General features: G+C 39.9%; 19 protein-coding genes and 1 pseudogene. 17 read left to right on the top strand and 3 right to left on the bottom strand.

The window, feature by feature from the left end; genetic code table 11:
• Positions 1–52: 52 nt before the first annotated feature.
• The 9 genes and pseudogenes from WKT08_RS06315 to WKT08_RS06275 all read left to right on the top strand — a co-directional run bounded on the left by WKT08_RS06315 (position 53) and on the right by WKT08_RS06275 (position 10,154).
• Positions 53–550: an antirestriction protein ArdA gene (locus WKT08_RS06315; RefSeq protein ID WP_000342539.1), complete on the top strand. Its 498-nt coding sequence runs from the start codon at positions 53–55 to the stop codon at positions 548–550.
• An 88-nt stretch (positions 551–638) separates the two neighbouring features.
• Positions 639–1,031 carry a conjugal transfer protein gene (locus WKT08_RS06310; protein WP_000723888.1) on the top strand — a complete coding sequence of 131 codons (393 nt, stop codon included), beginning with the start codon at positions 639–641 and terminating at the stop codon, positions 1,029–1,031.
• Positions 1,015–3,462 carry a conjugal transfer ATPase TcpF gene (gene tcpF, locus WKT08_RS06305; RefSeq protein ID WP_000331160.1) on the top strand — a complete coding sequence of 816 codons (2,448 nt, stop codon included), beginning with the start codon at positions 1,015–1,017 and terminating at the stop codon, positions 3,460–3,462. The genes WKT08_RS06310 and tcpF overlap by 17 nt, the downstream gene beginning before the upstream one ends.
• A 2-nt stretch (positions 3,463–3,464) precedes the next feature.
• Positions 3,465–5,642, top strand: coding sequence for a CD3337/EF1877 family mobilome membrane protein (locus WKT08_RS06300; RefSeq protein WP_000804748.1), 2,178 nt, complete (start codon positions 3,465–3,467; stop codon positions 5,640–5,642).
• A complete protein-coding gene (locus WKT08_RS06295) occupies positions 5,639–6,640 on the top strand; it encodes a bifunctional lytic transglycosylase/C40 family peptidase (protein WP_340280863.1) in 1,002 nt (333 codons plus the stop codon). Before WKT08_RS06300 ends, WKT08_RS06295 begins: the two co-directional genes overlap by 4 nt.
• The gene (locus WKT08_RS06290) at positions 6,637–7,572 is read left to right on the top strand and encodes a conjugal transfer protein (RefSeq protein ID WP_001224320.1); all 936 of its coding nucleotides are present in this window, start codon (positions 6,637–6,639) and stop codon (positions 7,570–7,572) included. Before WKT08_RS06295 ends, WKT08_RS06290 begins: the two co-directional genes overlap by 4 nt.
• Before the next feature lie 313 nt (positions 7,573–7,885).
• Positions 7,886–7,933 (top strand): annotated as a pseudogene (locus WKT08_RS10485) (hypothetical protein); the annotation flags it as partial.
• A 15-nt stretch (positions 7,934–7,948) separates the two neighbouring features.
• Complete coding sequence (tet(M), locus tag WKT08_RS06280) at positions 7,949–9,868, top strand: tetracycline resistance ribosomal protection protein Tet(M) (RefSeq protein WP_000691736.1); 1,920 nt, start codon at positions 7,949–7,951, stop codon at positions 9,866–9,868.
• Positions 9,869–9,968: 100 nt separating this feature from the next.
• Complete coding sequence (locus tag WKT08_RS06275) at positions 9,969–10,154, top strand: cysteine-rich KTR domain-containing protein (protein ID WP_011058338.1); 186 nt, start codon at positions 9,969–9,971, stop codon at positions 10,152–10,154.
• A gap of 59 nt (positions 10,155–10,213) precedes the next feature.
• Here WKT08_RS06275 and WKT08_RS06270 read toward each other — a convergent pair whose 3' ends face one another.
• The gene (locus WKT08_RS06270; protein WP_001227347.1) at positions 10,214–10,567 is read right to left on the bottom strand and encodes a helix-turn-helix transcriptional regulator; all 354 of its coding nucleotides are present in this window, start codon (positions 10,565–10,567) and stop codon (positions 10,214–10,216) included.
• 504 nt (positions 10,568–11,071) lie between these two features.
• On the opposite strand from WKT08_RS06270, the gene WKT08_RS06265 reads away from it, so the two are divergent.
• From WKT08_RS06265 to WKT08_RS06245, 4 genes are all read left to right on the top strand, one after another.
• A complete protein-coding gene (locus tag WKT08_RS06265) occupies positions 11,072–11,494 on the top strand; it encodes a sigma-70 family RNA polymerase sigma factor (protein ID WP_000804885.1) in 423 nt (140 codons plus the stop codon).
• A complete protein-coding gene (locus WKT08_RS06260) occupies positions 11,491–11,721 on the top strand; it encodes a helix-turn-helix domain-containing protein (protein ID WP_000857133.1) in 231 nt (76 codons plus the stop codon). The genes WKT08_RS06265 and WKT08_RS06260 overlap by 4 nt, the downstream gene beginning before the upstream one ends.
• A 460-nt stretch (positions 11,722–12,181) precedes the next feature.
• Complete coding sequence (locus WKT08_RS06250) at positions 12,182–12,385, top strand: excisionase (RefSeq protein ID WP_000814511.1); 204 nt, start codon at positions 12,182–12,184, stop codon at positions 12,383–12,385.
• Positions 12,386–12,466: 81 nt separating this feature from the next.
• Positions 12,467–13,684 carry a tyrosine-type recombinase/integrase gene (locus tag WKT08_RS06245; protein WP_001291561.1) on the top strand — a complete coding sequence of 406 codons (1,218 nt, stop codon included), beginning with the start codon at positions 12,467–12,469 and terminating at the stop codon, positions 13,682–13,684.
• A gap of 359 nt (positions 13,685–14,043) precedes the next feature.
• On the opposite strand, the gene WKT08_RS06240 is transcribed toward WKT08_RS06245, so the two are convergent.
• Entirely contained in the window at positions 14,044–14,361 is a 318-nt protein-coding gene (locus tag WKT08_RS06240; protein WP_049485484.1) for a hypothetical protein, read from the bottom strand.
• Positions 14,362–14,639: 278 nt separating this feature from the next.
• Positions 14,640–15,986, bottom strand: a complete 1,347-nt coding sequence (gene gdhA / locus WKT08_RS06235; protein ID WP_049485485.1) for an NADP-specific glutamate dehydrogenase — start codon at positions 15,984–15,986, stop codon at positions 14,640–14,642.
• 299 nt (positions 15,987–16,285) lie between these two features.
• On the opposite strand from gdhA, the gene WKT08_RS06230 reads away from it, so the two are divergent.
• From WKT08_RS06230 to WKT08_RS06215, 4 genes are all read left to right on the top strand, one after another.
• A complete protein-coding gene (locus WKT08_RS06230; protein ID WP_049474144.1) occupies positions 16,286–17,221 on the top strand; it encodes a dihydroorotate oxidase in 936 nt (311 codons plus the stop codon).
• Positions 17,222–17,499: 278 nt separating this feature from the next.
• The gene (locus WKT08_RS06225; protein ID WP_003008774.1) at positions 17,500–17,856 is read left to right on the top strand and encodes a hypothetical protein; all 357 of its coding nucleotides are present in this window, start codon (positions 17,500–17,502) and stop codon (positions 17,854–17,856) included.
• 273 nt (positions 17,857–18,129) lie between these two features.
• Positions 18,130–19,065 (top strand): peptide-methionine (R)-S-oxide reductase MsrB, encoded by a 936-nt coding sequence (msrB, locus tag WKT08_RS06220; protein WP_340280845.1) that lies wholly within the window; start codon positions 18,130–18,132, stop codon positions 19,063–19,065.
• Positions 19,066–19,099: 34 nt separating this feature from the next.
• On the top strand, positions 19,100–19,303 hold the full coding sequence (locus tag WKT08_RS06215) for a hypothetical protein (RefSeq protein ID WP_439144694.1): 204 nt from the start codon (positions 19,100–19,102) through the stop codon (positions 19,301–19,303).
• The last annotated feature ends 142 nt before the right edge of the window (positions 19,304–19,445 follow it).

Genomic DNA, 19,445 nt, shown 5'->3' with positions numbered 1-19,445 from the left:
AACGAAGTGCGGTAGGGATTTTTGAATCTCTACAAAGAAAGGACGTGAATATATGGACGATATGCAAGTCTATATTGCGAATTTAGGCAAATACAATGAGGGCGAATTGGTCGGTGCGTGGTTTACCTTTCCCATTGACTTTGAGGAAGTCAAAGAGAAAATCGGCTTGAATGATGAATATGAGGAATACGCCATTCATGACTACGAGTTACCCTTTACGGTTGACGAATACACTTCCATTGGCGAACTCAATCGACTATGGGAAATGGTATCGGAATTACCCGAAGAATTACAATCGGAGCTATCTGCTCTGCTCACTCATTTTTCAAGCATTGAAGAACTAAGCGAACATCAAGAGGATATTATCATTCATTCCGATTGTGATGATATGTATGACGTGGCACGCTACTACATTGAAGAAACGGGTGCTTTAGGCGAAGTACCAGCTAGTCTTCAAAACTATATTGATTATCAAGCCTATGGTCGGGATTTAGACCTTTCAGGAACGTTTATCTCAACCAATCATGGGATTTTTGAAATCGTCTATTAAATCTGTCGGTACATTACTACTGGCAGATTTTCTATTTTACGGGGTGGCTCAATCAGCTACCCCTATTTTTTATGAAAGGATTGATTACATGAAGAAAATACGAAGCTATACCAGTATCTGGTCTGTGGAAAAGGTACTGTATTCTATCAATGATTTTAGACTTCCGTTTCCCATAACCTTTACGCAAATGACATGGTTTGTCGTGTCACTCTTTGCAGTGATGATACTTGGCAACTTGCCCCCTCTTTCCATGATAGAGGGAGCATTTCTCAAATACTTTGGGATTCCTGTGGCTTTCACATGGTTTATGTCTACAAAAACTTTTGATGGTAAAAAGCCTTATGGATTTTTGAAGTCTGTCATTGCTTATGCACTGCGACCAAAGCTGACCTATGCAGGAAAAAAAGTAACGCTTGGCAGAAACCAGCCACAAGAAGCCATTACAGCAGTTAGGAGTGAATTTTATGGCATATCCAATTAAATACATTGAAAACAATCTCGTCTGGAATAAAGACGGGGAATGTTATGCTTACTATGAGCTTGTTCCTTACAATTACTCATTTCTAAGTCCAGAACAGAAAATACAAGTGCATGATTCTTTCAGACAGCTTATCGCACAAAATCGTGATGGCAAAATTCATGCTTTACAAATCAGTACAGAATCCAGCATACGTTCTGCACAAGAGCGTTCCAAAAATGAAGTCACTGGCAAGCTCAAAGCGGTTGCCTATGACAAAATCGACCAACAGACAGACGCTTTAATATCCATGATTGGCGAAAATCAAGTGAACTACCGTTTCTTTATCGGCTTTAAGTTGCTTCTCAACGATCAGGAGTTTTCTATGAAAAGTCTTACCGTTGAAGCAAAAAATGCTTTGTCTGATTTTGTCTATGATGTGAACCATAAGCTGATGGGCGATTTTGTTAGTATGAGTAATGATGAAATCCTGCGTTTTCAGAAGATGGAAAAGCTCTTAGAAAATAAAATCTCTCGTCGTTTCAAAATCCGCAGGTTAGATAAGGACGACTTCGGCTATCTGATTGAACACCTTTACGGACAGACAGGCACTGCCTATGAAGAGTATGAGTACCATCTATCAAAGAAAAAGCTGGATAATGAAACGCTGATTAAATACTATGACTTGATTAAGCCTACTCGCTGTTTGGTGGAAGAAAAACAGCGATATTTGAAAATCCAGCAGGAAGATGAAACCGTCTATGTAGCTTACTTTACCATTAACAGCATTGTCGGAGAACTGGACTTCCCGTCCTCTGAAATCTTCTACTACCAGCAACAGCAATTTACATTCCCGATTGATACGTCAATGAATGTGGAAATTGTAGCGAATCGTAAAGCCCTATCTACTGTCCGCAATAAAAAGAAAGAACTGAAAGACTTGGATAACCACGCTTGGCAAAGTGATAATGAAACCAGCTCCAATGTGGCGGAAGCTCTGGAAAGTGTGAATGAGCTGGAAACCAATTTAGACCAAAGCAAGGAATCTATGTACAAGCTGTCTTATGTGGTAAGGGTATCAGCAAATGATCTTGACGAACTCAAACGTCGTTGTAATGAAGTGAAAGATTTTTATGACGATTTAAGCGTAAAACTGGTACGACCATTTGGGGATATGCTCGGCTTACATGAAGAATTTTTACCTGCCAGCAAGCGTTATATGAATGATTATATTCAATACGTGACCTCTGATTTCCTCGCTGGTTTAGGTTTTGGTGCTACTCAAATGCTGGGGGAAAATGAGGGGATTTATGTTGGCTACAGCTTAGATACTGGACGCAATGTCTATCTGAAACCTGCTCTTGCCAGTCAAGGGGTTAAGGGTTCAGTAACCAATGCGTTAGCGTCGGCTTTTGTTGGTTCGCTGGGTGGTGGTAAATCCTTTGCGAATAACCTTATCGTCTATTATGCGGTGCTTTATGGGGCACAAGCAGTGATTGTAGACCCAAAAGCAGAACGTGGCAGATGGAAAGAAACCTTGCCAGAGATTTCCCATGAAATCAATATCGTCACTCTGACTTCTGATGAGAAAAACAAAGGCTTACTTGACCCTTATGTGATTATGAAAAATCCCAAAGATTCTGAATCACTGGCTATTGATATTCTGACATTCCTTACGGGGATTTCCTCTCGTGATGGGGAACGCTTCCCAATCCTTAGAAAAGCCATTCGTGCAGTAACCAATAGTGAAGTACGAGGGTTGATGAAAGTGATTGAGGAATTACGGGTTGAGAATACGCCACTAAGTACCAGTATAGCCGACCATATCGAAAGTTTTACAGACTATGACTTTGCACATTTATTATTCAGTAATGGTTATGTGGAGCAGTCTATCAGCTTAGAAAAACAACTGAACATTATACAGGTTGCGGACTTGGTACTTCCCGACAAGGAAACTTCCTTTGAGGAATATACCACTATGGAGCTTTTATCCGTTGCTATGCTGATTGTCATTAGTACCTTTGCTTTAGACTTTATCCATACAGACCGAAGCATTTTCAAGATTGTAGATTTAGACGAAGCATGGAGCTTTTTACAGGTAGCACAAGGAAAAACACTATCTATGAAGCTGGTTCGGGCTGGTCGTGCTATGAACGCTGGGGTATATTTCGTGACCCAAAATACAGACGACCTCTTAGATGAAAAACTGAAAAATAACCTCGGCTTAAAATTTGCATTTCGTTCCACTGACCTTAACGAGATTAAAAAGACCTTAGCCTTTTTTGGTGTAGACCCAGAGGACGAAAACAATCAGAAGCGATTGCGTGATTTGGAAAACGGGCAATGCCTTATCAGTGATTTATATGGTCGTGTCGGTGTGATACAGTTCCACCCTGTATTTGAAGAACTGCTCCATGCCTTTGATACCAGACCACCTGTGCGAAAAGAGGTGTAAATGTGAAACCATCAATAGTAAACAGAATAAAATCAAACTGGACGCTGAAACGTCTAGGTAAAGTGGCAATGACAGTGGCTTTCACACTTGTGATTGCCATTTTTCTTTTAGCCATGCTGGGAACGGTGGTTCAAGCTGCGGGCTTGGTAGATGATACGGTCAATGTGGCAAATGAATACAGCCGATACCCACTTGAAAACTATCAACTGGATTTTTATGTGGATAATAGCTGGGGCTGGCTTCCGTGGAACTGGTCGGACGGGATTGGAAAACAGGTCATGTATGGACTATATGCCATTACCAATTTTATTTGGACAATCAGTTTGTATGTTTCCAATGCGACAGGTTACTTAGTACAGGAAGCCTATTCCTTAGACTTCATTTCCGCTACAGCAGATTCCATTGGTAAGAATATGCAGACCTTAGCTGGTGTGAGTGCAAACGGATTTTCAACAGAGGGTTTCTATGTTGGATTCCTCTTACTCTTGATTTTGGTTCTTGGGGTTTATGTTGCCTATACGGGACTGATAAAGAGAGAAACCACAAAGGCAATTCATGCCATTATGAATTTTGTGCTGGTGTTTATCCTATCGGCTTCCTTTATTGCCTACGCTCCCGACTACATTAAAAAAATCAATGACTTTTCATCAGACATCAGTAATGCCAGTTTATCACTTGGCACGAAGATTGTCATGCCCCATTCCGATAGTCAAGGCAAGGACAGCGTGGACTTAATCAGAGATAGCCTGTTTTCCATACAGGTTCAGCAACCGTGGCTACTGCTTCAATACAACAGTTCAGACATTGAAAGTATCGGTATTGACCGTGTGGAAAGCCTGCTCTCCACCAGCCCAGATTCCAACAATGGCGAAGACAGAGAAAAAATTGTTGCGGAAGAAATTGAAGACAGAAGCAATACCAATCTAACCATTACAAAGACCATTAACCGTTTAGGTACAGTCTTCTTCCTATTTGTCTTCAATATTGGGATTTCCATATTTGTATTCCTATTAACAGGAATCATGATTTTCTCGCAGGTACTTTTTATCATCTATGCTATGTTTCTGCCTGTGAGCTTTATTTTAAGCATGATTCCATCATTTGATGGTATGTCAAAACGAGCCATAACAAAGCTCTTTAATACCATTTTGACACGAGCTGGAATCACATTGATTATTACGACAGCATTTAGTATTTCAACCATGCTCTATACCTTATCGGCTGGTTATCCGTTCTTTTTGATTGCTTTTCTACAGATTGTGACCTTTGCAGGAATCTACTTCAAGCTGGGCGATTTAATGAGTATGTTTTCTCTACAGAGTAACGATTCTCAAAGTGTGGGAAGTCGTGTGATGAGAAAACCTCGTATGCTTATGCACGCTCACATGCACCGTCTACAGCGGAAACTTGGACGTTCCATGACTACTCTAGGGGCTGGGTCTGCCATTGTTACAGGTAAAAAAGGACAGTCGGGTTCGGGGAGTTCTGCAAGGACACAAGCAGATCACTCCCGACCAGACGGAAAGGAAAAATCAACACTTGGAAAACGTATCGGTCAAACCATCGGTACAGTAGCTGATACCAAAGACAGAATGGTAGACACTGCTAGTGGTTTGAAAGAACAGGTTAAAGATTTGCCGACCAATGCAAGATATGCAGTATATCAAGGAAAATCCAAAGTAAAAGAGAATGTCCGTGATTTAACCAGTAGTATTTCTCAAACCAAAGCGGACAGAGCCAGTGGACGCAAGGAACAGCAGGAACAAAGGCGAAAAACCATTGCGAAGCGTCGCTCTGAAATGGAACAGGTCAAACAGAAAAAACAGCCTGCTTCTTCTGTTCATGAAAGACCGACTACAAGACAAGAACAATATCATGATGAACAGACCTCAAAACAGTCTAATATTCAGACTTCATATAAGGAATCTCAACAAGCCAAACAAGAGCGTCCAGCAGTTAAGTCCGATTTTTCAAGTCCAAAAGTGGAACGCCAAGGCAATACCGTTCAAGAAAAAACCGTTCAAAAGCCAGCAACTTCAACCACTACAGCAGATAGAACTTCACAACGTCCAATCACAAAAGAACGTCCGTCTACTGTTCAAAGAGTACCACTACAAAATACAAGAAGTAGACCACCAATCAAAACCGCCACCATTAAGAAAGTCGGTAAGAAACCATGAAGTTGAAAACTTTAGTGATTGGTGGTTCTGGATTATTCTTGATGGTCTTCTCACTGCTTCTGTTTGTTGCCATTTTATTTTCAGATGAACAGGACAGCGGAATTTCCAATATTCATTATGGAGGTGTGAATGTTTCCGCAGAAGTGCTGGCTCATAAGCCTATGGTAGAAAAATATGCCAAAGAATATGGCGTTGAAGAATATGTCAACATACTTCTTGCGATTATACAGGTGGAATCGGGCGGTACTGCCGAAGATGTTATGCAGTCCTCGGAATCCCTTGGTCTACCACCCAATTCATTGAGTACAGAAGAATCCATCAAGCAAGGTGTGAAGTATTTCAGTGAATTATTAGCCAGTAGAGATAGGCTCGGTGTGGATTTGGAATCGGTTATCCAGTCCTACAATTATGGCGGTGGCTTCTTAGGGTATGTGGCTAATCGTGGAAACAAATATACCTTTGAACTGGCTCAAAGTTTCTCTAAGGAATATTCAGATGGCGAAAAAGTGTCCTATCCCAATCCAATAGCCATACCCATCAATGGGGGCTGGCGATATAACTATGGCAATATGTTTTATGTTCAGCTTGTTACGCAGTATCTTGTCACAACTCAATTTAATGATAATACGGTACAAGCCATCATGGACGAAGCACTGAAATATGAGGGCTGGCGATACGTTTACGGTGGAGCTTCCCCGACTACTTCTTTTGATTGTAGCGGACTGACACAATGGACGTATGGAAAAGCTGGAATTAACTTACCACGAACCGCACAACAGCAATATGATGTGACCCAGCATATCCCACTATCGGAAGCACAAGCTGGCGATTTGGTTTTCTTTCATTCTACCTATAACGCTGGCTCTTATATTACTCATGTTGGGATATACCTTGGCAATAACCGTATGTTTCATGCAGGCGACCCAATCGGTTATGCCGACTTAACAAGCCCCTACTGGCAACAGCATTTAGTGGGAGCAGGACGAATCAAACAATGAGAAAGGAAGATTTAATGATGAAATTTAGAAAAAATCAGAATAAAGAAAAACAGATACCAAAGGAAAAGAAACCTCGTGTCTACTATAAGGTCAATCCTCATAAAAAGGTTGTGATTGCCTTGTGGGTACTTTTAGGGCTTAGTTTCAGCTTTGCGATATTCAAGCACTTTACAGCTATAGATACTCATACTATTCACGAAACAACTATCATAGAAAAGGAATACGTTGATACTCATCATGTAGAAAATTTTGTAGAGAACTTTGCGAAAGTCTACTATTCATGGGAGCAATCCGATAAGTCCATTGATAATCGAATGGAAAGTCTAAAAGGCTATCTGACAGATGAACTTCAAGCTCTCAATGTTGATACAGTACGCAAAGATATTCCTGTATCGTCTTCTGTAAGAGGATTTCAGATATGGACGGTAGAGCCAACTGGCGACAATGAGTTTAATGTAACCTACAGTGTAGACCAGCTCATTACAGAGGGAGAAAATACAAAGACCGTCCACTCTGCTTATATAGTGAGTGTCTATGTAGATGGTTCTGGAAATATGGTACTGGTTAAGAATCCGACCATTACCAACATACCTAAGAAATCAAGTTATAAACCAAAAGCCATTGAAAGTGAGGGGACGGTTGATTCCATTACAACCAATGAAATCAATGAGTTTTTAACGACGTTCTTCAAGCTCTATCCTACAGCGACAGCCAGTGAACTTTCCTACTATGTGAATGACGGGATATTAAAACCAATCGGAAAAGAGTACATCTTTCAAGAACTGGTAAATCCTATTCACAATCGTAAGGATAATCAAGTCACGGTATCGCTGACAGTGGAGTATATCGACCAGCAGACCAAAGCAACGCAGGTATCTCAATTTGATTTGGTACTTGAAAAGAACGGGAGTAATTGGAAGATTATAGAATAACAAATATTGGTACATTATTACAGCTATTTTGTAATCACGTACTCTCTTTGATAAAAAATTGGAGATTCCTTTACAAATATGCTCTTACGTGCTATTATTTAAGTATCTATTTAAAAGGAGTTAATAAATATGCGGCAAGGTATTCTTAAATAAACTGTCAATTTGATAGTGGGAACAAATAATTGGATGTCCTTTTTTAGGAGGGCTTAGTTTTTTGTACCCAGTTTAAGAATACCTTTATCATGTGATTCTAAAGTATCCAGAGAATATCTGTATGCTTTGTATACCTATGGTTATGCATAAAAATCCCAGTGATAAAAGTATTTATCACTGGGATTTTTATGCCCTTTTGGGTTTTTGAATGGAGGAAAATCACATGAAAATTATTAATATTGGAGTTTTAGCTCATGTTGATGCAGGAAAAACTACCTTAACAGAAAGCTTATTATATAACAGTGGAGCGATTACAGAATTAGGAAGCGTGGACAAAGGTACAACGAGGACGGATAATACGCTTTTAGAACGTCAGAGAGGAATTACAATTCAGACAGGAATAACCTCTTTTCAGTGGGAAAATACGAAGGTGAACATCATAGACACGCCAGGACATATGGATTTCTTAGCAGAAGTATATCGTTCATTATCAGTTTTAGATGGGGCAATTCTACTGATTTCTGCAAAAGATGGCGTACAAGCACAAACTCGTATATTATTTCATGCACTTAGGAAAATGGGGATTCCCACAATCTTTTTTATCAATAAGATTGACCAAAATGGAATTGATTTATCAACGGTTTATCAGGATATTAAAGAGAAACTTTCTGCCGAAATTGTAATCAAACAGAAGGTAGAACTGTATCCTAATATGTGTGTGACGAACTTTACCGAATCTGAACAATGGGATACGGTAATAGAGGGAAACGATGACCTTTTAGAGAAATATATGTCCGGTAAATCATTAGAAGCATTGGAACTCGAACAAGAGGAAAGCATAAGATTTCAGAATTGTTCTCTGTTCCCTCTTTATCATGGAAGTGCAAAAAGTAATATAGGGATTGATAACCTTATAGAAGTTATTACTAATAAATTTTATTCATCAACACATCGAGGTCCGTCTGAACTTTGCGGAAATGTTTTCAAAATTGAATATACAAAAAAAAGACAACGTCTTGCATATATACGCCTTTATAGTGGAGTACTACATTTACGAGATTCGGTTAGAGTATCAGAAAAAGAAAAAATAAAAGTTACAGAAATGTATACTTCAATAAATGGTGAATTATGTAAGATTGATAGAGCTTATTCTGGAGAAATTGTTATTTTGCAAAATGAGTTTTTGAAGTTAAATAGTGTTCTTGGAGATACAAAACTATTGCCACAGAGAAAAAAGATTGAAAATCCGCACCCTCTACTACAAACAACTGTTGAACCGAGTAAACCTGAACAGAGAGAAATGTTGCTTGATGCCCTTTTGGAAATCTCAGATAGTGATCCGCTTCTACGATATTACGTGGATTCTACGACACATGAAATTATACTTTCTTTCTTAGGGAAAGTACAAATGGAAGTGATTAGTGCACTGTTGCAAGAAAAGTATCATGTGGAGATAGAACTAAAAGAGCCTACAGTCATTTATATGGAGAGACCGTTAAAAAATGCAGAATATACCATTCACATCGAAGTGCCGCCAAATCCTTTCTGGGCTTCCATTGGTTTATCTGTATCACCGCTTCCGTTGGGAAGTGGAATGCAGTATGAGAGCTCGGTTTCTCTTGGATACTTAAATCAATCATTTCAAAATGCAGTTATGGAAGGGATACGCTATGGTTGCGAACAAGGATTATATGGTTGGAATGTGACGGACTGTAAAATCTGTTTTAAGTATGGCTTATACTATAGCCCTGTTAGTACCCCAGCAGATTTTCGGATGCTTGCTCCTATTGTATTGGAACAAGTCTTAAAAAAAGCTGGAACAGAATTGTTAGAGCCATATCTTAGTTTTAAAATTTATGCGCCACAGGAATATCTTTCACGAGCATACAACGATGCTCCTAAATATTGTGCGAACATCGTAGACACTCAATTGAAAAATAATGAGGTCATTCTTAGTGGAGAAATCCCTGCTCGGTGTATTCAAGAATATCGTAGTGATTTAACTTTCTTTACAAATGGACGTAGTGTTTGTTTAACAGAGTTAAAAGGGTACCATGTTACTACCGGTGAACCTGTTTGCCAGCCCCGTCGTCCAAATAGTCGGATAGATAAAGTACGATATATGTTCAATAAAATAACTTAGTGTATTTTATGTTGTTATATAAATATGGTTTCTTGTTAAATAAGATGAAATATTTTTTAATAAAGATTTGAATTAAAGTGTAAAGGAGGAGATAGTTATTATAAACTACAAGTGGATATTGTGTCCTGTATGTGGAAATAAAACACGATTAAAGATAAGGGAAGATACTGAATTAAAAAAATTCCCCCTCTATTGTCCGAAATGCAGACAAGAAAATTTAATTGAAATAAAGCAGTTCAAAGTAACTGTGATTACAGAGCCAGACGCAAAGACGCAGAGCCGATAAAATGAGATTAATACAATCTCATTTTATCGGCTCTTTCCGTTATGTATGGATTCTTTTAATTAGTCTTCGATGTTTCTTGCTTCGTTGATACCGCTGGCTAAAGATTCCATTAAGGATAGTTCTTTGTCTGTAAAGCTATCCATGTATTTCTCTATCTGTAATCGTCGGGTGCTTTTTACCAAGTTATTAGCAGGTAAGAAAAATTCATCAACGGAAACATGAAGTAACGATACAAGGTCATAAAGAACTTGTATGCTGGGGTGTTGCCCTTTATTTTCAATATTAGTTAAGTACCGTGGGTCAATTTCAATCAATGCTCCCACTTGTTCACGAGTTAAACCTCGTTTCAATCGAGCTTCTTTAATGGCTAAACCAAAGGCTCTAAAATCATATTTATCTTCTTTTTTACGCATAGTAGACCACCTCTATACATTTTATTGTTCCTACTGAATTAAAAACAGGTATAGAAAAACGTGTTATATGGTTTATAGGTTTATATTTAATAAAAAGCACTACTAAACGCCAATAAAAAAAACCGTTATATGGTAGTGCTATTTACGCTGTTAAAATATTGTATATTACTTCCAAATGGCGGTTTGTTGGAGGTCAACGTCGCCATGAAGTACATCATATACAATAAATTTCCTTACATTGGGTTCTTTTCAAAAAAAGTCGTCTATCTGCAATAGATAAGTACGTCCACCAATGTGGTTTTATAAATCATATAGATAGAATAACAGAAGCATGTAAACAGAGAAATAAATCTGTTTATATGCTTTTTTGGCTATTCAGAACTTTTTTACAAAGTTTATTTATCAGTAATGCAACAAATCCCCCTTTCACATTGGGACTAAGAGTGAAAGGAGATAAACGAGCAAGGCTCACTTCCTTTCCTAGACAGAAAGGGGGTGAGAAACATGAAACCATCTTCTTTTCAGACCACAATAGAAAATCAGTTTGACTATATCTGTAAACGTGCTATGGAAGACGAGCGAAAGAATTATATGCTTTATCTTTCAAGGATTGCAAAGCGTGAGGTGTCCTTTTCGGATGTTGGCGATTATCTTGTTAGCCAGTTTGCGACAACAGATAACTATTCAACTGACTTTCAGATTTTTACACTCAATGGGTTATCAGTAGGCGTTGAAAATGATTTGTTGAGTGAAGCATTACGTGAGTTGCCAGACAAGAAACGTGAAATTCTACTGCTGTTTTACTTTATGGACATGAGCGATTCAGAAATTGCAGACCTGTTGAAATTGAACCGTTCTACTGTCTATCGGCATAGAACCAGTGGACTAGCCTTAATTAAAAAGTTTATGGAGGAATTTGAAGAATGAAAACACAATATCCTATGATTCCCTTTCCTCTCATTGTAAAGGCAACAGATGGCGATACCGAAGCGATTAACCAGATTCTACATCATTACAGAGGGTACATAACGAAGCGTTCCCTACGACTTATGAAAGATGAATATGGCAATCAAAGTATGGTCGTTGATGAAGTCTTACGTGGAAGAATGGAAACCAGACTGATTACAAAGATTTTGTCATTTGAAATTAAGTAATATCCTCTCTCCTTTCGTGGAAGCGTGCTAAACCATTCCACGCTTCCCGAACAGGGAGGTTTGTTATTCCACCAAAGCATATTGAGCTTTCAATGTGTTTTGATAGGCTAACGAGCCATTGTTCTTTGAAAACTGAATAAAAGTAATCGAATACGTTTCGATAAGAAAAGAGCCAACGGAACTAACCGCCATGACCTATCTTATAAAGATAGCGAGCGATTCATGTTAGTGATCCGAGAAGCAATCTTTAGCAGGATTGCCTGCAACGACATTCTTATCGTGATAATGATACTCCCATACAGTCAATAGTCCGAGCGTGATAAAACCGTCGCAGGCAATGAGTATGGCTACATGAGAACCATGCAGGGGTGGAACTCCCGTGAGCTTTGCTAAAGCTGTTCGATTGCTGGTAAAACAACTTTTATGAAATCCAAATAAGTGATTTGGAAAGGAGGATTTTATGAAGCAGACTGACATTCCTATTTGGGAACGTTATACCCTAACCATTGAAGAAGCGTCAAAATATTTTCGTATTGGCGAAAACAAGCTACGACGCTTGGCAGAGGAAAATAAAAATGCAAATTGGCTGATTATGAATGGCAATCGTATTCAGATTAAACGAAAACAATTTGAAAAAATTATAGATACATTGGACGCAATCTAGCGTCGCCAAAGGGTCTTGTATATGATAAAATAGTATTAAGTCGTATCAAGGCTCTTTCCATAAAGGAAAGGAGCAAATGCCATGTCAGAAAAAAGACGTGACAATAAAGGTCGAATCTTAAAGACTGGAGAGAGCCAACGAAAAGACGGAAGATACTTATACAAATATATAGATTCATTTGGAGAACCGCAATTTGTTTACTCGTGGAAACTTGTGGCTACAGACCGAGTACCAGCAGGAAAGCGTGATTGTATCTCACTTAGAGAGAAAATCGCAGAGTTACAGAAAGACATTCATGATGGTATTGATGTTGTAGGAAAGAAAATGACACTCTGCCAGCTTTACGCAAAACAGAACGCTCAAAGACCAAAGGTTAGAAAAAACACTGAAACTGGACGCAAATATCTTATGGATATTTTGAAGAAAGACAAGTTAGGTGTAAGAAGTATTGACAGTATTAAGCCATCAGACGCTAAAGAATGGGCTATTAGAATGAGTGAAAATGGTTATGCTTATCAAACCATCAATAACTACAAACGTTCTTTAAAGGCTTCATTCTATATTGCTATACAAGATGATTGTGTTCGGAAGAATCCATTTGACTTTCAACTGAAAGCAGTTCTTGATGATGATACTGTCCCTAAGACCGTACTAACAGAAGAACAGGAAGAAAAACTGTTAGCCTTTGCAAAAGCTGATAAAACCTACAGCAAAAATTATGATGAAATTCTGATACTCTTAAAAACAGGTCTTCGTATTTCAGAGTTTGGTGGTTTGACACTTCCAGATTTAGATTTTGAGAATCGTCTTGTCAATATAGACCATCAGCTATTGAGAGATACTGAAATTGGGTACTACATTGAAACACCAAAGACCAAAAGTGGCGAACGTCAAGTTCCTATGGTTGAAGAAGCCTATCAAGCATTTAAGCGAGTGTTAGCGAATCGAAAGAATGATAAGCGTGTTGAGATTGATGGATATAGTGATTTCCTCTTTCTTAATAGAAAGAACTATCCAAAAGTGGCAAGTGATTACAACGGCATGATGAAAGGTCTTGTTAAGAAATACAATAAGTATAACGAGGATAAATTGCCACACATCACTCCACATAGTTTGCGACATACATTCTGTACCAACTATGCAAATGCAGGAATGAATCCAAAGGCATTACAGTACATTATGGGACATGCTAATATAGCCATGACGCTGAACTATTACGCACATGCAACATTCGATTCTGCAATGGCAGAAATGAAACGCTTGAATAAAGAGAAGCAACAGGAGCGTCTTGTTGCTTAGTAGTACAAATGAATTTACTACTTATTTACCACTTCTGACAGCTAAGACATGAGGAAATATGCAAAGAAACGTGAAGTATCTTCCTACAGTAAAAATACTCGAAAGCACATAGAATAAGGCTTTACGAGCATTTAAGAAAATATAAAAAGATAATTAGAAATTTATACTTTGTTTCAAAGAAAAAAGAGGCTGGGACAAAAGTCCTAGCCTCTCAATTATTTTTGGATTGTCGAGCAAGACGCAGTGGTTGAGTGGGCTCTACTACGCTGATTTCATCAGCTTTTACAGCCCTACTCAACTGTGCGGAGGTGGGACGACGAAATCGAATTCTAACGAATTACCGATTTCTGTCCCACTCTCTATTTTAAGTAGCAGTATTTGAAATCCAGCTTTTTAATCTGGTCCCAATTTTTTCGAGCCTCTGGTGGCAAGACGATGAGTTGCTGGCGCAACATCGTCGTGATTTCGAGATTTAAGGATTCGATGGGGAGGGCAATGGCTACGGAACTTTTTGCCCTTTGGATCTTGTCCATGCAATATTCAATATGATGGCAAGCTGCACCGGTCTGTGATTGACGGCTAGCTGCGATTTCTTGTCGCATATTGGAGAGTAATTGGACCAATTCAGACTTAAGGAATTCGATCGTATCTGATTTTTCTTGAGCTAAAAGAAACATAAGCACACCTCCTTTTGCTATAGTTTAATACTAATTTATTAAAAATGCAAGGGGGTAAAGTAAAAAAAATAAAATTTTTTTAGAAAAAGATACAGAAAAAGAGAGGGCTCACATCTCCCCACTAGAGACAGTCGAGTCCCTTATCTAAAAAATGGCTTTTCTCACTTGGGACGGGGTGTCTTGACAGAGGTCTGTAGCTACAAAAAACTCCTGAAAAACACTGGTTTCAGGAGTTGAGAGGCTTTGACCCGAAGGTCTCAAAGAAAAATATCGATTGATTATACAAGACCTTGTGCAATCATCGCGTTTGCGACATTTTCAAAGGCAGCGATGTTGGCACCTGCAAGGTAATCTTTACCAAGTCCGTAAGTTTCTGCAGTTGTTTTAGCAGTGTTGAAGATGTTGGTCATGATGTCTTTCAAACGTCCGTCCACTTCTTCGCGTGTCCATGAAAGACGTTGGCTGTTTTGGCTCATTTCAAGAGCAGATACAGCAACCCCACCAGCATTGGCTGCTTTAGCAGGTCCGTAAAGGATACCATTTTCTTTGTATACGTTGATGGCATCGATGTTACTTGGCATGTTTGCTCCTTCAGAGACAACTTTCACACCTTGAGCGACCAAACGTTTAGCAGCATCGCCATCGATTTCATTTTGAGTTGCACATGGAAGAGCGATGTCATAGTTACCAGCGTAAGTCCATACAGAACCTTCGTAGTATGTAGCAGTTGGTTTTTCAGCAGCGTATTCAGTCAAACGAGCACGACGTTTTTCTTTCACGTCTGTAAGAAGGTCGAAGTCAATACCGCTCTCGTCGATCACGTAACCGTTTGAATCAGATACAGAGATAACAGTTGCACCAAGTTCAGTTGCTTTTTGAAGAGCGTATTGGGCAACGTTACCAGAACCTGAGATCACGACTTTCTTACCAGTAAAGCTGTCGCCGTTAGCTTTGAGCATTTCTTCAGTGTAGTAAACCAAACCATAACCAGTTGCTTCTGGACGGATCAAGCTACCACCAAAACCAAGAGGTTTACCAGTCAAGACACCAGCATCAAATTGGCGAAGGCGTTTGTATTGACCGTAAAGGTATCCGATTTCACGTCCACCAACCCCGATATCACCAGCTGGGACATCAAGAGAAGGACCGATGTGCTTTTGCAATTCAGTCATGAAGCTTTGGCAGAAACGCATCACTTCAGCGTCAGTTTTTCCTTTAGGATCGAAGTCAGATCCACCTTTACCACCGCCGATAGGAAGACCAGTCAAGACGTTTTTGAAGATTTGTTCGAATCCGAGGAATTTCAAGATCCCTTGGTTAACAGTTGGATGGAAACGAAGACCACCTTTGTAAGGACCTACAGCAGAGTTGAATTGAACACGGTATCCACGGTTTACTTGGATGTTTCCTTCACGGTCAACCCAAGGAACACGGAAGGAAATCACGCGTTCTGGCTCAGTGATACGGGCCAAGATGTTTTCTTCAATGTATTCTGGATGTTTTTCAAATACAGGCTCCAAAGTGCTGAGGAACTCTTCAACAGCTTGAAGGAATTCAGCTTCATGGCCGTTACGAGCTTTTACAGTTTCGAAGGTACTTTGGATATATTCTTTAGCAGTTGTCATGTTAATTCTCCTTTGTGAATGAAACGAAAACCAGCAAACCCGCTAGGGGATTGGCTTTGAGACAGTTGACAAACAATGTCACGTTTTATTACATGGATCATTATAGCAGACTTTTTTTGGCTTGTAAAGAAAAAAGTTGAATTTTCTGAAAATTTTATCGTGACTAGGAAAGTCCGAATGTTTGGAAGAATTTTTAGCTTTGATTGTCCGGAAGCTTCCAAGTGATGGTATAATGAAAGAAGAAAATATAGAGCATCCCGAACGATTCTGTTGGTGGTGTTTCAAAAAAGGAGTACAAGATGGTATCGACAAAGACGCAAATTGCTGGTTTTGAATTTGACAACTGCTTGATGAATGCGGCAGGTGTAGCCTGTATGACCACTGAGGAATTAGAAGAAGTGAAGAACTCAGCTGCGGGAACCTTTGTGACCAAGACAGCGACCTTAGAATTCCGTGCTGGTAATCCAGAGCCACGCTACCAAGATGTGCCGCTTGGTTCGATCAATTCGATGGGGCTACCTAACCAAGGGTTGGACTATTATTTGAATTACTTATTGGAGTTGCAAGAAACGGATCCTGACCGGACCTTCTTCTTATCTCTCGTCGGCATGTCTCCTGAAGAAACTCATACCATCTTGAAAAAGGTGCAAGATAGTGACTTTAAAGGCTTGACAGAATTGAACCTATCTTGTCCCAATGTCCCTGGGAAACCTCAGATTGCCTATGATTTTGATACGACAGATCGGATCTTGTCTGAGGTCTTTGCCTATTTCACAAAACCTCTAGGGATCAAGTTGCCCCCTTATTTTGATATCGTTCATTTCGACCAAGCAGCAGCGATCTTTAACAAATACCCGCTCAAGTTTGTCAACTGCGTCAATTCGATCGGAAATGGCCTCTACATCGAGGATGAATCCGTGGTGATTCGTCCGAAGAACGGATTTGGTGGGATTGGTGGAGAATACATCAAACCAACGGCTCTCGCCAATGTCCATGCCTTTTACCAACGTCTGAACCCAGAAATTCAGATTGTGGGAACAGGTGGTGTCTTGACTGGTCGCGATGCTTTTGAACATATCCTTTGTGGGGCTAGTATGGTGCAAATCGGAACGACGCTGCATAAAGAAGGAGTAGGAGCTTTTGAACGCATCACTGCGGAGCTCAAAGCCATCATGGAAGAAAAAGGCTACCAAAGCCTAGAAGACTTCCGTGGGAAATTGCATTACATTGACTAATCTTTCGAAAAGAACTTCCTCAAGTGGAAACTTGGGGAAGTTTTTTATGAGAGTGGGACAGAAATCGGTAATTCGTTAGAATTCAATTTCGTCGTCCCACCTCCGCACAGTTGAGTAGGTCTGTAAAAGCTGATGAAATCAGCGTAGTAGAGCCCACTCAACCACTGCGTCTTGCTCGACAATCCAAAAATAATTGAGAGGCTAGGACTTTTGACCCAACCTCATTCTGTTCCTAGTTTTAGGAATTTTCCATTTTTATAGAGAGAAAAAGGTGTACAATGGAGGTGAAAAGGAAGGCGATTTATATGGAAGAAAGGGATGTGATTCAAGAGGCAAGAACGACGATCACCCTTCTTCAAACAGCCTTTTCTAAGGGATTCACCCCCAGTTTAGATGCCCTTCGATTTCGAGAAAATCTAGATCAGATGTTGAAAGGTTTATTGAAGGCTAGGCGGGTAGACAATCGCCTGTTGATTGAGTTAGAAAAGTTTTATCAGACCGCCAGTCTATTGATTGGTCTAGGTGGGCTAGCTTTGAACGAAGAGGCCTTTCAAGCTTGGCGAGCTTATGATCACTGGCATTACGAGGTTGTGAAGCCTCAGTTACAGGTTTATGGACCGACGGTGGTTTTGTAGTTGATGTGCCTTGAGTTTGTCCACAGATATTCAGAGGAGGTGTTGGTCATGGTAGTCCTTCATGATTTTCTACATCAGTTAACCCTATCGTTTTGGAACTTCTATTACTCGCTCTTTTTCTTATTTGAAAAATAAGAAGGATTGAATCCCTTTTACATATAGTAGAAGGGATTTTTGATGCAGAATCCTTGAAAATCTGAGGCTCTTGGATTATGATGGAGCTAATAGATAAGAAGCGTTCCTTGTGGGGAATGCAGGAAGCGAGGAAAAAAGATGGCAGAGATTTATCTAGCAGGTGGCTGTTTTTGGGGCTTAGAGGAATATTTTTCACGGATCCCCGGTGTAGAAGAGACGACGGTGGGCTATGCCAATGGCCAGGTAGAAACGACCAACTACCAACTGATCAAGGAAACGGATCATTCAGAGACTGTTCAGGTCATCTACGATCCAGATAAAATCACCCTACGAGCGATTCTGCTCTACTATTTCCGGGTGATTGATCCCTTGTCCATTAACAAACAGGGAAATGATCGAGGCCGCCAATATCGAACCGGTGTCTATTATACAGACAAGGCAGATCGTGAAGTGATTGCCCAAGTGTTTGCGGAAGAAGAGAAGCAACTGGGCCGCAAAATAGCGGTTGAGTTGGAACCCTTGCGCCACTATATCTTGGCTGAGGACTACCACCAAGACTACCTCAAGAAGAATCCTGGAGGCTATTGCCATATCGATGTGACGGATGCTGAGCAGCCCTTGATTGATCCAGCAGCCTATCAGAAGCCAGATCAAGAAACCTTAAAGGCGAAACTGACAGCAGAGCAGTACCAAGTCACCCAAGAAAGTGCGACGGAACGTCCTTTCTACAATGCCTATGATCAGACCTTTGAAGAGGGGATCTATGTGGACATTACGACAGGGGAGCCACTCTTTTTTGCCAAGGATAAGTTTGCGTCTGGCTGTGGCTGGCCAAGTTTCTCTCGTCCCATTGCCAAAGATGTCGTCCACTATTACCAGGATCATAGCCACGGGATGGAGCGGATCGAAGTTAGTTCCCGCTCAGGCAATGCCCATCTAGGCCATGTCTTCACCGATGGACCAAAAGACCAAGGTGGCCTTCGCTATTGCATCAATTCGGCCTCACTGCGCTTTATTCCAAAAGAGGAAATGGAGCAAGAAGGTTATGGTTATTTGTTAAAGGCTTTGAAATAAGAGGGCCTTTCTAGTAGATCGAAAAACGGAGTTAATGATGAAAAAAAGAAATTTGTGGTTAACGATTTTTTCATTTTCGGCTATGGTAACTCTGATTGGATTAGGATTTACTGCCTATAATCATTTTGTATTCCATCAACCTTTTATGAATCGGACGACAAAAGGGTTGCTTTCGGCCTTTTTCCTAAGTCTTGTTATGGTTGCAATTAGCTTGTCCAAATCAAACAATAAGAAGTGATGATCGATCATTTACATGAATAACTGTGCAGGAGCAGGACAAAGAAGCGTTTCTAAACAATGGCGCTTCTGTCCTGCTCTCTTTTTTCTCTTCTTAAAAATTGTGATACAATGAAGAGAAAGTATTTCAATGACAGCTCAAT

This window comes from Streptococcus sp. HCA-5024, from assembly GCF_037890265.1.
Taxonomy (GTDB): Bacteria; Bacillota; Bacilli; order Lactobacillales; family Streptococcaceae; genus Streptococcus; species Streptococcus lingualis.
Note: the sequence above shows the minus strand (reverse complement) of the source record. Positions and strands in the feature narration are given on the sequence as shown.